At 67.9% G+C, this 13,738-nt stretch carries 11 protein-coding genes, 1 tRNA gene and 1 riboswitch; all 12 genes read right to left on the bottom strand.

Annotated features, from left to right (window positions below):
* Positions 1-45 precede the first annotated feature (45 nt).
* Positions 46-118 (bottom strand) — tRNA-Ala (locus E5206_RS10645).
* Positions 119-273: 155 nt separating this feature from the next.
* Positions 274-675, bottom strand: a complete 402-nt coding sequence (rsfS, locus tag E5206_RS10640; RefSeq protein ID WP_136322454.1) for a ribosome silencing factor — start codon at positions 673-675, stop codon at positions 274-276.
* 88 nt (positions 676-763) lie between these two features.
* The gene (locus E5206_RS10635; protein ID WP_136322453.1) at positions 764-2,083 is read right to left on the bottom strand and encodes a hypothetical protein; all 1,320 of its coding nucleotides are present in this window, start codon (positions 2,081-2,083) and stop codon (positions 764-766) included.
* A 7-nt stretch (positions 2,084-2,090) separates the two neighbouring features.
* Positions 2,091-2,762, bottom strand: a complete 672-nt coding sequence (gene nadD, locus E5206_RS10630; RefSeq protein WP_240690166.1) for a nicotinate-nucleotide adenylyltransferase — start codon at positions 2,760-2,762, stop codon at positions 2,091-2,093.
* A gap of 56 nt (positions 2,763-2,818) precedes the next feature.
* Positions 2,819-3,064 (bottom strand): hypothetical protein, encoded by a 246-nt coding sequence (locus E5206_RS10625; protein WP_136322452.1) that lies wholly within the window; start codon positions 3,062-3,064, stop codon positions 2,819-2,821.
* A gap of 95 nt (positions 3,065-3,159) precedes the next feature.
* Complete coding sequence (locus E5206_RS10620; protein WP_136322451.1) at positions 3,160-4,530, bottom strand: glutamate-5-semialdehyde dehydrogenase; 1,371 nt, start codon at positions 4,528-4,530, stop codon at positions 3,160-3,162.
* A 26-nt stretch (positions 4,531-4,556) separates the two neighbouring features.
* A complete protein-coding gene (proB, locus tag E5206_RS10615) occupies positions 4,557-5,708 on the bottom strand; it encodes a glutamate 5-kinase (RefSeq protein WP_136322450.1) in 1,152 nt (383 codons plus the stop codon).
* Complete coding sequence (obgE, locus tag E5206_RS10610; RefSeq protein ID WP_136322449.1) at positions 5,698-7,287, bottom strand: GTPase ObgE; 1,590 nt, start codon at positions 7,285-7,287, stop codon at positions 5,698-5,700. Before obgE ends, proB begins: the two co-directional genes overlap by 11 nt.
* A gap of 117 nt (positions 7,288-7,404) precedes the next feature.
* On the bottom strand, positions 7,405-7,668 hold the full coding sequence (rpmA, locus tag E5206_RS10605; RefSeq protein ID WP_069952019.1) for a 50S ribosomal protein L27: 264 nt from the start codon (positions 7,666-7,668) through the stop codon (positions 7,405-7,407).
* A 61-nt stretch (positions 7,669-7,729) separates the two neighbouring features.
* Positions 7,730-8,038 (bottom strand): 50S ribosomal protein L21, encoded by a 309-nt coding sequence (rplU, locus tag E5206_RS10600; RefSeq protein WP_018773353.1) that lies wholly within the window; start codon positions 8,036-8,038, stop codon positions 7,730-7,732.
* Between the two features lie 354 nt (positions 8,039-8,392).
* Positions 8,393-9,991: a bifunctional hydroxymethylpyrimidine kinase/phosphomethylpyrimidine kinase gene (locus E5206_RS10595; protein ID WP_168709316.1), complete on the bottom strand. Its 1,599-nt coding sequence runs from the start codon at positions 9,989-9,991 to the stop codon at positions 8,393-8,395.
* A riboswitch (TPP riboswitch) is annotated at positions 9,974-10,071 on the bottom strand. (Overlaps the previous gene by 18 nt.)
* A gap of 106 nt (positions 10,072-10,177) precedes the next feature.
* The gene (locus tag E5206_RS10590) at positions 10,178-13,393 is read right to left on the bottom strand and encodes an Rne/Rng family ribonuclease (RefSeq protein WP_136322447.1); all 3,216 of its coding nucleotides are present in this window, start codon (positions 13,391-13,393) and stop codon (positions 10,178-10,180) included.
* Positions 13,394-13,738: the final 345 nt, after the last annotated feature.

The raw sequence follows: 13,738 nt of genomic DNA, 5'->3' as shown, positions 1-13,738 counted from the left end.
ATAAAATAATCCGCCGGAATCTTTCGATTCCGGCGGATTATCCGGTGGAGCTGAGGGGACTCGAACCCCTGACCCCCTGCATGCCATGCAGGTGCGCTACCAGCTGCGCCACAGCCCCGAATTTTCGTTGCTCCGACTCCGTCCGCTGACGCGTCCGACTCCGCACTTGGTCCGGATCTCTCCGAAGCAACTCAAATATCTTAGAACAGCCTTTCCGAAAATTCCAAATCGGGCATATTCAGGCTGTTGACGTTCCGGCTGTTTCCAGCCGGCCTACTCGGTTTCGGTTCCGGCCGTGGCTTTTGCCGAGACGTCGTCGCCGAGCTGGAGATCGACCACCGGGCAGTCCTTCCAGAGGCGTTCCAGGGCGTAGAACACGCGGTCTTCCTCGTGCTGGACGTGGATAACGATGTCGCCATAGTCCAGCAGGACCCAGCGGCCGCCCGAACGGCCTTCGCGGCGGGTCGGCTTGAGGTCAAACTTGGCGAGTTCTTCCTCGATGCCGTCGACGATGGCGTTGACCTGGCGTTCGCTGGGCGCCGAGGCGATCAGGAACACGTCGGCCAACGCGAGACGTTCGCTGACGTCCAGGGCGACGATGTCATCGGCCAGCTTGTCCGAGGCCGCTCGGGCTGCGTGGCGGGCTGTGGCGATGGATGAATCTGTTGCAGTCACGGGACTCCTTGTTGTGGTGTAAAAGCTTGATGTCTAAGTGCTTCGTCAGCGCCGCGGTGGTCGAGGCACCGGCGCTCAGGGACGGGGGCTAGCGCCCCAGACTGGTGGCGATCAGCGTGATGCCGACGATCAGGGCAACGACGCCCAGGGCCAGCACCCCCAGCTGGATCATCCGGAGCCGGCGGGCCCGGCCGAGGCCGGCCGTGGCGGCATCCAGCGGATCAAGCCCATAGGCTGAATTCGCGGCCACCGGCGCCCTGCCGGCGAACTGCTCTTCGGACTCAGGTTCCGCCGGGTTTCCGCCGACTGCACCTGAGGGCGGCACAGCCCCGGATGCTGCCCTTGCGGCGGCCTCCGCGCGGGCCAACACACCGGCACGGCCGGTCGTGGGCCCGGAGCCCCGCTGCCGGGACAATCCCGGCCGGCGCCCGCCGGACTTCCGGGGGTTCTCAACCCGGGGGCCCGGGTTAGTGACGACCGGAACATAGGACGTGGCAGGGCGCTTCATGACCGGCCGCTCCACGCCAGGGACCTCGACGAATTCCAGCGGTGTGACCATGGCCAGGTTGCTCGCTGTCGAGGGAGCGTTGCGCAACGGGGCCGGCTGGCTGGTTTGTTCAGCCAGTTTCTGCTTGGCCGCGGCGCGGCGGTTCAGCACCGCCGTGCGCTCGGCCAGCGCAATCTGCTCGGCCAGCACTGCCGGATCGACGGCGTCGGGATCCGTGGCAGCGATGTGCGCCATCTTCTTGATCTGGTTCTGCGCCTGCCCGGCCAGGAGTTCCCGGGCGGCCAGGGCCTGCTCGACCGTAATCCCCTCGGGCGGCTGCCCACCGGGGCGTGCCGCGCCGCCGTCGGCATCCTTGCCGGTGCCCTTGGCAGCCTGTCCCGGGCCTGCACTGCCCTTGGCCGGGCTGTCTTTGCCCGTGCCGGGCCTTGCGCCGGGGTTGGCGCCAGGCTGGGCCACGACGGGGGTGGCACGGGTCCGCGGCGAGGCCGGGACAATCAGATTCGCCTGGGTGGCCGGGGCCGTTTCGGCCGCCAGCTGCAGCAGTCTCAGTTGGCGCCGGGTGGGCGCGCCTCCCGGCGCGAGGTGGCCCTCTTTCTCCGCCAGTTCCTTGATGGTGCGCAGGGTGGCCCGGTCCCGGGCCCGCACCTGCGATGACCGTTCGGCGGAGGACGGGGCAGGAACCGAGTCGACGGGGCCCTCGGCTACCCGGCGGATCCGGCCGGTGATTTCGGCGGGCGCAGGCTCGGCGGGTTTCGCCGCGGAAGGTTTCGAGGCAGGTTTAGTGGCAGCCGGAACCGCGCCGGGACCCGGGGTACCGGCCTGCTGCTTGGTTTCCAGGCGTTCATCTCTGGCCTGGCGCAATTCGCGCCGGCTGCGGACGGGTGGCTGTTCCTGACTCATTGCAAACTCATTCAGTGCGGGCTGGTTGGGTTATCTCGATGGCTGGGTCATGCCGCGCGTCGATCCGGGCAGGATCGCCCTCCGCCGGAAAGTCCTCGGCCACGCTCTCCGCCGGATCGGCGTGGCCGGCGTACAGGCCGTACTTGGCGATGTACTGGACCACGCCGTCGGGCACCAGATACCAGACCGGATTACCGTCAAACACCCGGGTGCGGCAGTCGGTGGAGGAGATGGCCATGGCCGGGACTTCCAGCAGGCTGACATCCTTACGGCCCATGCCGTCCAGCACATGGCCGGGCCGGGTCACGCCCACGAAGTGCGCCAGCGACCAGAGTTCATCGATGTCTTTCCAGGAAAGAATCTGGGCCAGTGCGTCCGCGCCGGTGATGAAGAAGAGATCCGCCTCGGGGCGCAGCGTACGCAGGTCACGCAGCGTATCGATCGTGTAGGTGGGACCTGGCCGGTCCACGTCCACCCTGCTAACGGTGAACCGGGGGTTCGATGCCGTGGCGATGACCGTCATGAGGTACCGGTGTTCGGCCTCGCTGACCTTCCGGCTCGACTTCTGCCAGGGCTGCCCGGTGGGCACGAACACCACTTCATCCAAGTCGAACTTGGCCGCGACCTCGCTGGCCGCGACAAGGTGGCCGTGATGGATCGGATCGAAGGTACCGCCCATCACGCCCAGGCGCAGGCGGCGCTTGGCGCCGCGCTGCTTCACGGTGGCGGAAATAGCTAGTGTCCCTGGGCCTGGCCGTGATCGTGCTTGTTCGTGTGCTGGCGGTGCGGATCCGCGTGCTCCTCGACGGCCTCATGGCGCCGGCCCAGATTGGAGTAGGACAGCGTGATGAACATCAGGACCAGGAGGATCGCGAACATCGAGCCGCCAATCACCAGCGGCGGCGCAATAAGCGGCGCCAGTTCCTCATGGCCGGATTCGCCGGCGGCGGCGACAAATGTGGCGATCTGCTGCAACAGCATGTTCTCCCCTAGTTGAGTTCAAATTTTGACAAGTCTGGATTTGACGACGGCGGATGCCCCGGCCGTCCGGTCTTCCGTTCCATGTTACAGCGTTGCTAGCCCCTGATCTGGCCCTCGCCCTGCACAATCCACTTCGTGGTGGTCAGTTCGGTGAGTCCCATGGGGCCGCGCGCGTGCAGCTTCTGGGTCGAAATCCCCACTTCGGCACCCAGTCCCAGCTCGCCGCCGTCGGTGAACCGGGTCGAGGCGTTCACGATCACGGCGGCGGAGTCGACCTCCGCGATGAAGCGCTCGGCGTTGGCGAGGTCGTTGGTCAGGATGGCCTCGGTGTGTCCGGTGGACCAGGTGCGGATGTGCTTGACGGCGTCGTCCAGGCTGTCCACCATGGCCACGGCAAGGTCCAGGTCCATGTACTCGGTGGCCCAGTCCTCCTCGGTGGCGGGCACGGATTCGATCGACGCCGGGAGGGCGGCGCGGACCCTCGCGTCCGTGTGCAGGGTGACGCCGGCCGCGCGGAGGGCAGCGGCGACGGCGGGCAGCACGGTGGAGGAGGAGTGCACCAGCAGCGTCTCCACGGTATTGCAGACGCTGGGCCGCTGGGTCTTGGCGTTGAGCAGGATCTCCACCGCCATTTCCTCGTTTGCGGAGGCATCCAGGTAGATGTGGACGTTGCCCTCGCCGGTCTCGATCACCGGAACTGAGGCGTTGGTCACGACGGACTGGATCAGTTCGCGGCCGCCGCGGGGAATCAGCACGTCCACCCGGCCGCGGGCGCGCATGAGGACGTTGGCGCCTTCGCGGCCATACTGGTCGATGGTCTGGACGGCGTCGGCCGGCAGGCCTGCCGTTTCCAGGGCGTCGCGGAGGATCGTGACGAGGGCGGCGTTGGTGGCGGCGGCAGCGCTGCCGCCGCGCAGGATAACGGCGTTGCCGCTCTTGAGTGCGAGTCCGGCAATATCCACGGTGACGTTGGGGCGCGCCTCGTAGATGGCGGCAACAACGCCCATCGGCACGTTGATCTGGCGTAGCCGCAGGCCGTTGGGCAGCGTCTGGCCGCGGACCACGTTGCCGACAGGATCGGGCAGGGCGGCGAGGTTCTCCATGGCGGCGGCCAGCGCCTCGATCCGGCTGCCGGTGAGGGTCAGCCGGTCCAGCAGGGCGGCGGTGGTGCCGTTGGCCCGGCCGGCGGCGACGTCCTTGGCATTGGCGGCGAGGATCTGGTTCTTGTGCTCGAGCAGCGCGGCGCCGATGGCGCGCAGGCCGCGGTCCTTCCACGCCCGGTTGGCGCGGGCCATCCTGCGGGCGGCAAGCCGGGAGCCGTCGGCGATGGCGTGGACGGCGGACTCGACGTCGGCAGCGGAGCCTGCCTTCGGTACCGCCGGGGTCCCGGCGTGTCCGGAGGAATCTTCAGAAAATTCTGTGCCTTCGGAAAATACGGCGGCGTGGGGAGTCAGGGCCTCAGTCATGCTTCAAGTTTAGGCGAGCCGGAGGCTCAGACCAGCACCAGGTCGTCAACATGAACCACGACCCGGTCATATCCGCGGCCCAGGGCCTTGCCGAGTTCCTTGGTGGACCGGCCCAGCATCTGCGGCAGTTCGGCGGCGGCGTAGTTGACCAGCCCGCGGGCAATCACCGTGCCGTCCGGCGATACCATCTCCACCGCGTCGCCGGCCTCGAAGTGGCCGTGGACGGCGGAGATGCCGGCCGGCAGCAGCGAGGTGTGGCGCTCCCGCACGGCCCTGACCGCGCCGTCGTCGAGCACGAGGGTGCCCTCCACCGAAGCAAGGTGGGCCAGCCACAGCAGCCGGATCGGCTTCCGCGAGCCGTTGACGGAGAACCAGGTCCCCACGTCCTCCCCCGCCAGCGCGGCGGCCGCGTTGGGTGTGGACGTCACGAGGGCGTGGATGCCCGAGCCCGCCGCGATGGATGCTGCCTCGACCTTGGTGAGCATGCCCCCGGTACCGACCCCGGCCTTGCCGGTGCGGCCGATCGAGACGCCCACGAGGTCCTGGGGCCCGGCGACGTGCGGAATCCGCTTGGCGCCGTGCGAGGGCGGACCGTCGTAGAGCGCGTCGACGTCGGAGAGCAGCACGAGTGCGTCGGCGCGGACGAGGTGGGCGACGAGGGCGGCGAGCCGGTCGTTGTCGCCGAAGCGGATCTCGTGCGTGGCGACGGTGTCGTTCTCGTTGACCACGGGAACGACGCCGAGGTTGAGCAGCCGGTTCAGGGCCCGGAACGCGTTGGTGTGCTGGCTGCGCCGCATGAAGTCATCGGCGGTGAGGAGCACCTGGCTGACGGTCACCCCGTGCGCCCCGAATGCGTGCGTGTACCGGGCCATCAGCAGGCCCTGGCCGACGCTGGCGGCGGCCTGCTGGGTGGCGAGGTCACGGGGACGCTTCTCCAGACCGAGGGGAGCCAGGCCGGCCGCGATGGCACCGGAAGACACCAGGATGATCTCGGTGCCGGCGTTGCGCTTGTGGGCGAGGGCATCGGCGAGGTCCGTCAGGGCCTCCTCCGCGATGCCGCCCTTGATCGAGGTCAGCGAGGACGAGCCCACCTTGACCACGATCCGGCGGGCCCCGGACAGCACGGATCTGTCCGGGGTGAGCGCTGAACCGGGCACAGTGACGGCCTTACTCGTCATCTGTTTCGCCCAGTCCACTCTCCTTGAGCGGCTTGGCGGCGCGGCGGCCGCTGACGGATTCGGTCCAGATGCCGGCTTTGCGTTCGGCTTCGAGTTCGGCGCGGGCGGCGGCCTTGGCCTCGCGGCGCTCGAGCTGCTCGTCGCGCTTCTGCCCGCGGGTGGGGCGATCGCCGATGTCCGCGAAGCGGACGTCGGTGCCGCGCGGGGAGGCCAACAGTTCGGCGCCGGCCATCATGGTCGGCTCCCAGTCGAAGACGACGCCGTCGTCCTCGCCGATGACGACAGTGTCGCCCGGCTTGGCGCCCTTCTTGAACAGCTCATTTTCGATGCCGAGCTTGGCGAGGCGGTCCGCGAGGTAGCCGATCGCTTCCTCGTTGGTGAAGTCAGTCTGCTTGACCCAGCGCACCGGCTTGTCGCCGAGTACGCGGAACAGCGGCTCCAGGTTCTTCTCTTCGCGGCGGATCGTGAAGCCGGATTCGTTGACGGCGCGGGGCTTGAGCACCGGTGCGTGCACCTTGGGCGGTGCGGCGGCGACGGCGTCGCGGGCTGCCTTGACGATCTCGCCCATGGCGAAGCCGAGCTGGCGGAGGCCTTCGTGGCTGGTCGCGGAGACTTCAAAGACCTTGTAGCCGCGGGATTCGAGTTCGGGGCGGACAAACTCGGCCATGTCCTTGCCGTCGGGCAGGTCCACCTTGTTAAGGGCGACGAGGCGGGGGCGGTGGTTCAGCGGCACGACTTCGCCGTCGGTTCCGCTGTAGCTCATGTCCACGGCATACTTCTCCAGCTCGGCCTCGATGATGGCCAGGTCGGAGAGCGGATCGCGGTCCGATTCCAGCGTGCCGCAGTCCAGCACGTGCACCAGTGCGGCGCAACGCTCGACGTGCCGCAGGAAGTGGTGGCCGAGGCCCTTGCCTTCGCTGGCGCCCTCGATCAGGCCCGGGACGTCCGCAATGGTGAAGCGCACCTCACCGGCCTGGACGACGCCCAGGTTCGGGATCAGCGTGGTGAAGGGGTAGTCGGCGATCTTGGGCCGTGCCGCGGACATCGCCGCGATAAGGCTGGACTTGCCCGCCGAAGGGAAGCCCACGAGGGCGATGTCCGCGATGGACTTCAGTTCCAGGACGATGTCGCTGGACTCGCCCTCGATTCCGAGCAGGGCAAAGCCTGGCGCGCGGCGCTTCTGCGAGGAGAGCGAGGCGTTGCCGAGGCCGCCGATGCCGCCGGCAGCCGCAATGTATTCGGTGCCTTCGCCGACGAGGTCGGCCAGGACGGTGCCGTCCTTGGACTTGACCACGGTGCCCTCGGGAACCGGAAGGATCAGGGTCTCGCCGTTCTTGCCGCCGCGCCAGTCGCCCATGCCGGGGCCGCCATTGGTGGCGTGGCGGTGGGGGGCATGGTGGTAGTCCAGCAGGGTGGTGGTCTGCGGGTCGACGCGCAGGATGACATCGCCGCCATTGCCGCCGTTGCCGCCGTCGGGGCCACCGAGGGGCTTGAACTTCTCCCGGTGGACGGAGACACAGCCGTGGCCGCCGGTACCGCCGGATACGTGCAGTACTACCCGGTCTACAAAGCTCGCCACGTGGATCTCCTCAGTGCTGTTCCCCGGGCCCCCAAGGAGGCCCAAGATGATTGTAATGCGGTTAAAACACCGGTGGAGCGGACCTAATGGCCCGCCCCACCGATTTAGAACTTGTTGTTACTCTGCAGCTGCAGCAGCCACGATGTTCACAACGCGACGACCACGGCGGGTGCCGAACTCGACTGCACCGGGGGCCAGTGCGAACAGGGTGTCGTCCCCGCCGCGGCCGACGCCGGCGCCCGGGTGGAAGTGGGTGCCGCGCTGGCGGACGATGATCTCGCCTGCGGAAACTACCTGGCCGCCGAAGCGCTTGACGCCGAGGTACTGGGCGTTGGAGTCACGACCGTTGCGAGTGGAACTCGCGCCTTTTTTATGTGCCATCTGAAATGCCTGCCTTAAAAATTCTGGGGAATCTGCTGAAAACCTGAACAGTAACGGTTAGTTACTTGATACCGGTGATCTTGACCTTGGTCAATTCCTGACGGTGACCCTGGCGCTTCTTGTAGCCGGTCTTGTTCTTGAACTTCTGGATGACGATCTTCGGACCACGAAGGTCTTCGAGGATCTCAGCCGTAACCGTTACCTTGGCCAGGTCCGCGGCAGCGGACGTAACCTTGTCACCGTCTACCAGGAGCAGTGCGGGCAGCTCAAAGGTGCTGCCGGCTCCACCGGGGACGCGGTTCAGGGTAACGAAGTCTCCAACGGAAACCTTCTCTTGGCGGCCGCCTGCGCGGACAATCGCGTACACCACTGTGGAACTCACTTCTCTCGACGTTTATTACTAGATTTGCGTGCGGAACCTGGGTCCAAGTTATTTGGTCCGGCTCACGCTGTGCCTCTACGCCGGTGGGTTCCCCGGGGGAACCCATGAGCTATCCCGTGGACAATTCCATTCGGTATCGAATGAAGTGTCCTCAAGGTCATAACCCAAGTGTTGGCGTAAGCACCGAAGATCTAGACTACGCTAATTTTGCCTTCGGCCGCAAATGAGGCTGGTTCCGGTGGATAGTTCGTGATAGGCGCCACGCGGCAGTGACCACGTGGTACCGCGATAATATCCGGAACCGTGCCCGACTATCGTACAGGCAATGCGGGGCCGGTCAGGTCAAGAGTGCAGCCTCGGCGCGTCGAAGAAATCGACTTCATAGCGCGCCGACTGCCGGAAGGCCAGCACCATGGCATTCCGTTCGCTTTCCGAGGCGGACCGCGCTGCCGCATCGGTGAAGGCGATCGCCTGCCGGGTCGCGGCGGCAAACTCCTCGTCGGCGTAGGTCCGCAGCCAGTCCGCGTAGGGGTGCTCCGGCGGGGCGCCGGCCGCGAGGAACTCCCCGTGCAGCGTGGCCCCGACCTCGGCGTAGAGCCAGAAGCACGGCAGGGCCGCGGCCACCAGCACCCCGTAGCTGCCTGCGACCGAGGCAGCGAGCAGGTGGTCCACATAGGACTTGGTGACGGGACCCAGGTGCGCGTCGGTCGGGCGGGTGCTGAGCCAGGTCCGGTGCAGCTCGGATTCGACCTCGAGGCAATTCTGCGCGGAGCGGGCCCAGAACAGCTGTTCGGCCTCCGACGGCGCGAGGGCGGCCGCGCGGGCCAGGACCCGGGAGTAGCCGTTGAGGTAGATGGCGTCCTGCGCGAGGTAGTAGGCGAACTCGTGCTCGGGCAGCGTGCCGTCGGCCAGGCCCCGGATGAAGTCCAGGCCGAAAATCGTGGCCAGGTCTGCGGCCGCACCTTCCCGCAGTGCCACGGCGAACTCGCCTTCTGCCGGGGCCGGGCCGTGGGCCCGGGCTGTGCTGCCATGATCCTGGCTGAGATGCTGGAGGTGGTGGAAGTGGTGGACGGGGCCGTTGCCGGATCCGACGTCGAGGCTCCCCGCCTCCCGCAGGGCGCCCTGCAGCCAGGGCTTGACCTCCCGGAGGGCGGCCTCCCAGTCCCCCACCCGGGCATATACGGTGGCCATCGCCGAGGACAGCGAACAGCCGGTGCCGTGGCTGTTGCGGGTGGCTACGCGTTCGCCGGGCACCACGACGGTCTCGTGCCCCAGCAGTCCCCCGGTGTTGACGAGCGCGTCCGGGCAGCCTCCGCCGTCGGCGCCGCCGTCCTTCAGGTGTCCGCCCTTGACCAGCACGGTGGTGCCGGCCAGTGCGGCCAGCCGTTTTCCCTGTTCCAGGGCCGCGGCCCAGTCCGCGGCGACGGGCTCCTGGAGCAGGATGGCCAGCTCGGCGAGGTTCGGCGTGATCAGGTCAGCCAGTGGCAGCAGGGCCTGCAGGGCGGCCGCGGCGGACTCCGCCAGGAGCCGGTCCCCGCTCGTGGCCACCATCACCGGATCAAGCACCACCACGCCGGGGCGGACCTTTTCGAGCCAGCCGCGGACGGCGTCGATCACGGCCGCGTCCCCCAGCATGCCGATCTTGACGGCGTCGATCATGATGTCCTCGCTGATCGCGTCCAGCTGCGCGGTGAGGAATTCGGCCGGGGGCACGTGCACGGCCCGGACTCCCCGGGTGTTCTGTGCCGTCAGGGCGGTGATGGCCGCCATCCCGTAGCCGCCGTTCGCGGCGATGCTTTTCAGGTCGGCCTGGATCCCCGCTCCGCCGGAGGGGTCGGAGCCGGCGATGGCCAGCACCCGCGGAATCCGGGGCTGCGTAGCGGCAAGCGGCGGGTAAGGAAGAAACGCAGACGGAAGGCTTGAAAAGGACAAAACAGACATCCCTTCGCCGGTGTTAACCGGACAGGTTCAACGGGTCTGGATCTCAGCCGGCCCGATGCGCGGCACCCCGTGTCAGTCCTCCAGCCTAGCCTTATTCCCTTAACGAACCCGCGGGTGCGGCCCGGAACCGGCGTATTGCTACGCCGGCCCCGGGCCGCACCCGCGGTCCCAGGCAGTACCGGAGTGCTACAGCTCCGACGCCGGCACACCGACGCCGAGGATGATCGGCTCGTTCGCTGCGGCGGGCTTGGCCGCCGGCGTGGCCGGAGCCTTGGCCTCATGGACGGCTGCGGCCGGCCGGGTTGCCTCGCGGTGTTCAAGTGCCTCGTGGTGTTCAACGGACGTCGCGTTGGCTGCCCCCTGGGCGCGGCTGGCGCTCCGGTTCCGGCGTCCGCGGCGGGCGCGGGGCGTGGTGCCTTCCGCTGCCGGCGCGGGCCTGGAGACCGCAGGCCGGGACACGGCTGCCGGAGCCTGGTCTTCCTCAACCTGGGCTTCTTCGCCCAGCTGGGCGAAGGCCTCATTCAGCAGATCCAGCGTGAGTGCCGGAGCCGGCGCCTCCTCGGTGTGCTCCACGAACGGCAGGGCAACCTGCTCGCCGCCGAAAGTCAGCACGGCGGCGGGACGTCCCGACGCAGCATCTTCCTTCTCGGCCAGCTCGAGGGCCGCCTGGACCGCGGCCTGGCGGGCCGCGGCGTCGGCCCGGCGGGTTCCGGCCTCGGCGGCCGTCTCCCCATCGTGCAGGTGGGCGGCGTGCGCAGCGGCGGCGATGTTGGCCAGGGCGGCACGCGTTGCCTCCGCCTTGGCGTGGCGCTCTGCCTCGGTGGGCTCGGCGTGCGCTGGCGCAGCCGTCGGGGCGCCCTCCAGGGCCTGTCCGCCCTTTCCGCGGCGGCGGCCCTTGCGCTCGGTCCGGACGGCCGCGGGCTGGGATTCGGTCCGCGGCACGTAGTGTTCGGCGGCGACGGTGTTGGCCCGGCGGTGCTCGACCGGCTCGTCGTGCGTGACGATGCCGCGGCCGGCGCAGGCCTCGCACTGTTCGCCGAAGACCTCGAGCAGCCCGGTGCCCATCCGCTTACGGGTCATCTGCACGAGCCCCAGCGAGGTCACCTCGGCCACCTGGTGCTTGGTCCGGTCCCGGCCCAGGCACTCCACCATGCGGCGCAGGACCAGGTCGCGGTTGGATTCGAGCACCATGTCGATGAAGTCGATCACGATGATGCCGCCGATGTCCCGGAGCCGGAGCTGCCGGACGACTTCCTCGGCCGCCTCCAGGTTGTTCTTGGTGACGGTTTCCTCAAGGTTGCCGCCGGAGCCGGTGAACTTGCCGGTGTTGACGTCCACCACGGTCATGGCTTCGGTGCGGTCGATCACGAGGGAACCGCCGGAGGGCAGGAAGACCTTGCGGTCCAGGGCCTTGTGGATCTGCTCGTCGATCCGCCACGCAGCGAAGATGTCCGTGTCCTTGGTCCACTTCTCGAGCCGGCCCACCAGATCCGGCGCCACGTAGGTGACATAGGCCTCGATGGTGTCCCAGGCTTCCTCGCCGGAGACGATCAACTTGGAGAAGTCCTCATTGAAGACGTCGCGGACCACCTTGATGGTCAGGTCGGGTTCGCCGTAGAGCAGCTCGGGGGCGAGGATCTTGGTGGACGTGGACTGGCTTTCGATGCCTTCCCACTGGGCCCGCAGCCGGTTGATATCGTGTGTGAGCTCTTCCTCGGATGCACCCTCGGCCGCGGTACGGACGATCACGCCGGCATCTTCCGGCAGGCGGTCCTTGAGGATCCGCTTGAGCCGGTTGCGTTCGACGTCGGGCAGCTTGCGGGAGATGCCGGTCATGGAGCCGCCGGGCACGTACACGAGGTAACGGCCGGGCAGCGAAATCTGGCTCGTGAGGCGGGCGCCCTTATGGCCGACAGGGTCCTTGGTGACCTGGACGAGCACGGAGTCCCCGGACTTCAGCGCGTTCTCGATCCGGCGCTGCTTTCCCTCGAGATTGACCGCATCCCAGTTGACTTCACCGGCGTAGAGGACGGCATTGCGGCCGCGTCCGATGTCGACGAAGGCGGCTTCCATGGAGGGCAACACATTCTGGACCTTGCCCAGGTAGACGTTGCCGATCAGGGAATCCTGCTGGGTCTTGGAGACAAAGTGCTCGGCCAGGACGCCGTCCTCGAGGACGCCGATCTGGATTCTGTCGTCGCGCTGGCGGACGATCATCTGCCGGTCCACGGATTCGCGGCGGGCCAGGAACTCGGCCTCGGTGATGACGGTGCGGCGGCGTCCGGTGTCGCGGGATTCCCGGCGGCGCTGCTTCTTGGCCTCAAGGCGGGTAGAGCCCTTAAGGGACGTGACGCGGTTGTTGACCGGCGCCTCGGTGGCCGCACGGGGTGCGCGGACCCGGGTCACCGTGTTGGGCGGATCGTTGTCTCCCCCGCCCGTGAGTTCGAGGTCCTGGTCACCACGGCGGCGGCGCCGGCGGCGGCGCGAGGTCACGCCCTCCTCCAGGGTTCCCTCGGAGCCTTCTTCGGCTTCCTCTGCGGAACCTTCTGCCTCGGTCTCGGATTCGCCGGCCGTGCGGGTCGTGCGTCCGCGGCGTCCGCGGCTGCGACGGCGGCGGCGGCTGGCGTCTTCGCCTTCTTCGCCACCTTCTTCTTCGTCCTCCTCGGCGGCCTCAACCGTGACCGGGCGGACCACGGTGCTCAGGTCGGGGGCCTGGAAGATCATGGACGTGACTGCTCCGGGCTCGAGGAAGAGCGAGGAGGCCGGAGCAGGGGCTGCGGCAGCAGCCGGGGCCTCTGCGGCGGGGGCACCTGCTGCAGAAGCTTCAGTCGCCGTTGTGGCGGCGACAGCCGTCCCGGCAGCCTCCGCTGCGAATTCCTGCGCTGCGACTTCCTCCGCTGCGGGGGCCGGTTCCGGTACAGCTTCAACGGCCGGGGCGGCAGTCTTGGCCCGGCTGGCACGACGCCGGGCAGGCTTTTCTGCTGCGGGAGCCTCGGCGGGAGCTTCAGCGGTCTGGGCTTCAGCCCCGGGCTGCGCGCTTGCCTGGACAGCGGCCTCACCCGCGGTTTCCTCCCCGGCAGTTTCCTCGGCAGGGGGCAGCGGCTCGGCCGCCGGCTTCCGGGCGCGGGTGCGCCGGGCCGGTGCCTTGGCTTTTACTTCGGAGGCTGCTGCCTCGGCCGGCTCTGCAGCCGGGACTGCGGCGGGTGCTTCGCCCGTGGCTGCCGCTTCAGCGGCAGGCTCCGTCGGCTCTGCTTTCGGGGTGGCTTTGCGCCGTGTCCTGACAGCCCGCTTGGGGGCTGCCGGAGCTGCTGTTTCCGCGTTTTCTTCTGTTCCCGCTGTCTCTGCTGTTCCCTCGTTAACAACTGCTGCTTCGTTAACGGCTACAATCTGGTCATTATCCATATGTGGCAACACTCCTGCCCCTGATGTGCCGCCACATCCGGCACCCGTCGGGGCAACTATTCGCCAACACCCGCAGGCATTGACAGAAGTCAATTGGATACCCTCAGGTTCGCACCGGCAGTGGGGTGCGGCAGCCCTGGAGGGCCGGCGAGATTGTTCTGGAACCCGTTGATCTACACGCCACAACCAGGTGCCGTCCAATGGCATTGCGGATAGCTTGGATCAGAGGATCCGTAGCTCCCTGCTCATCATTGGCGGTCTTGGAAACAAAGTCACCGGACCGGAATCCGGATGTGGATCGGGTTCCAGCCACGATCATTGTCTCACAAGAGCCGTCAAAGCAGC

The organism is Arthrobacter sp. PAMC25564, from assembly GCF_004798705.1.
In the GTDB taxonomy this organism is placed as follows: Bacteria; Actinomycetota; Actinomycetes; order Actinomycetales; family Micrococcaceae; genus Arthrobacter.
This window is presented reverse-complemented; position numbering and strand designations above follow the sequence as displayed.

Coding starts and splice junctions, on each gene's coding strand:
- proB (WP_136322450.1), bottom strand. CDS start 5,708: ATGACGAGTAAGGCCGTCACTGTGCCCGGTTCAGCGCTCACCCCGGAC.
- E5206_RS10595 (WP_168709316.1), bottom strand. CDS start 9,991: ATGTCTGTTTTGTCCTTTTCAAGCCTTCCGTCTGCGTTTCTTCCTTAC.
- E5206_RS10625 (WP_136322452.1), bottom strand. CDS start 3,064: ATGCTGTTGCAGCAGATCGCCACATTTGTCGCCGCCGCCGGCGAATCC.
- E5206_RS10635 (WP_136322453.1), bottom strand. CDS start 2,083: ATGAGTCAGGAACAGCCACCCGTCCGCAGCCGGCGCGAATTGCGCCAG.
- nadD (WP_240690166.1), bottom strand. CDS start 2,762: ATGGGCGGTACCTTCGATCCGATCCATCACGGCCACCTTGTCGCGGCC.
- E5206_RS10590 (WP_136322447.1), bottom strand. CDS start 13,393: ATGGATAATGACCAGATTGTAGCCGTTAACGAAGCAGCAGTTGTTAAC.
- E5206_RS10620 (WP_136322451.1), bottom strand. CDS start 4,530: ATGACTGAGGCCCTGACTCCCCACGCCGCCGTATTTTCCGAAGGCACA.
- rpmA (WP_069952019.1), bottom strand. CDS start 7,668: ATGGCACATAAAAAAGGCGCGAGTTCCACTCGCAACGGTCGTGACTCC.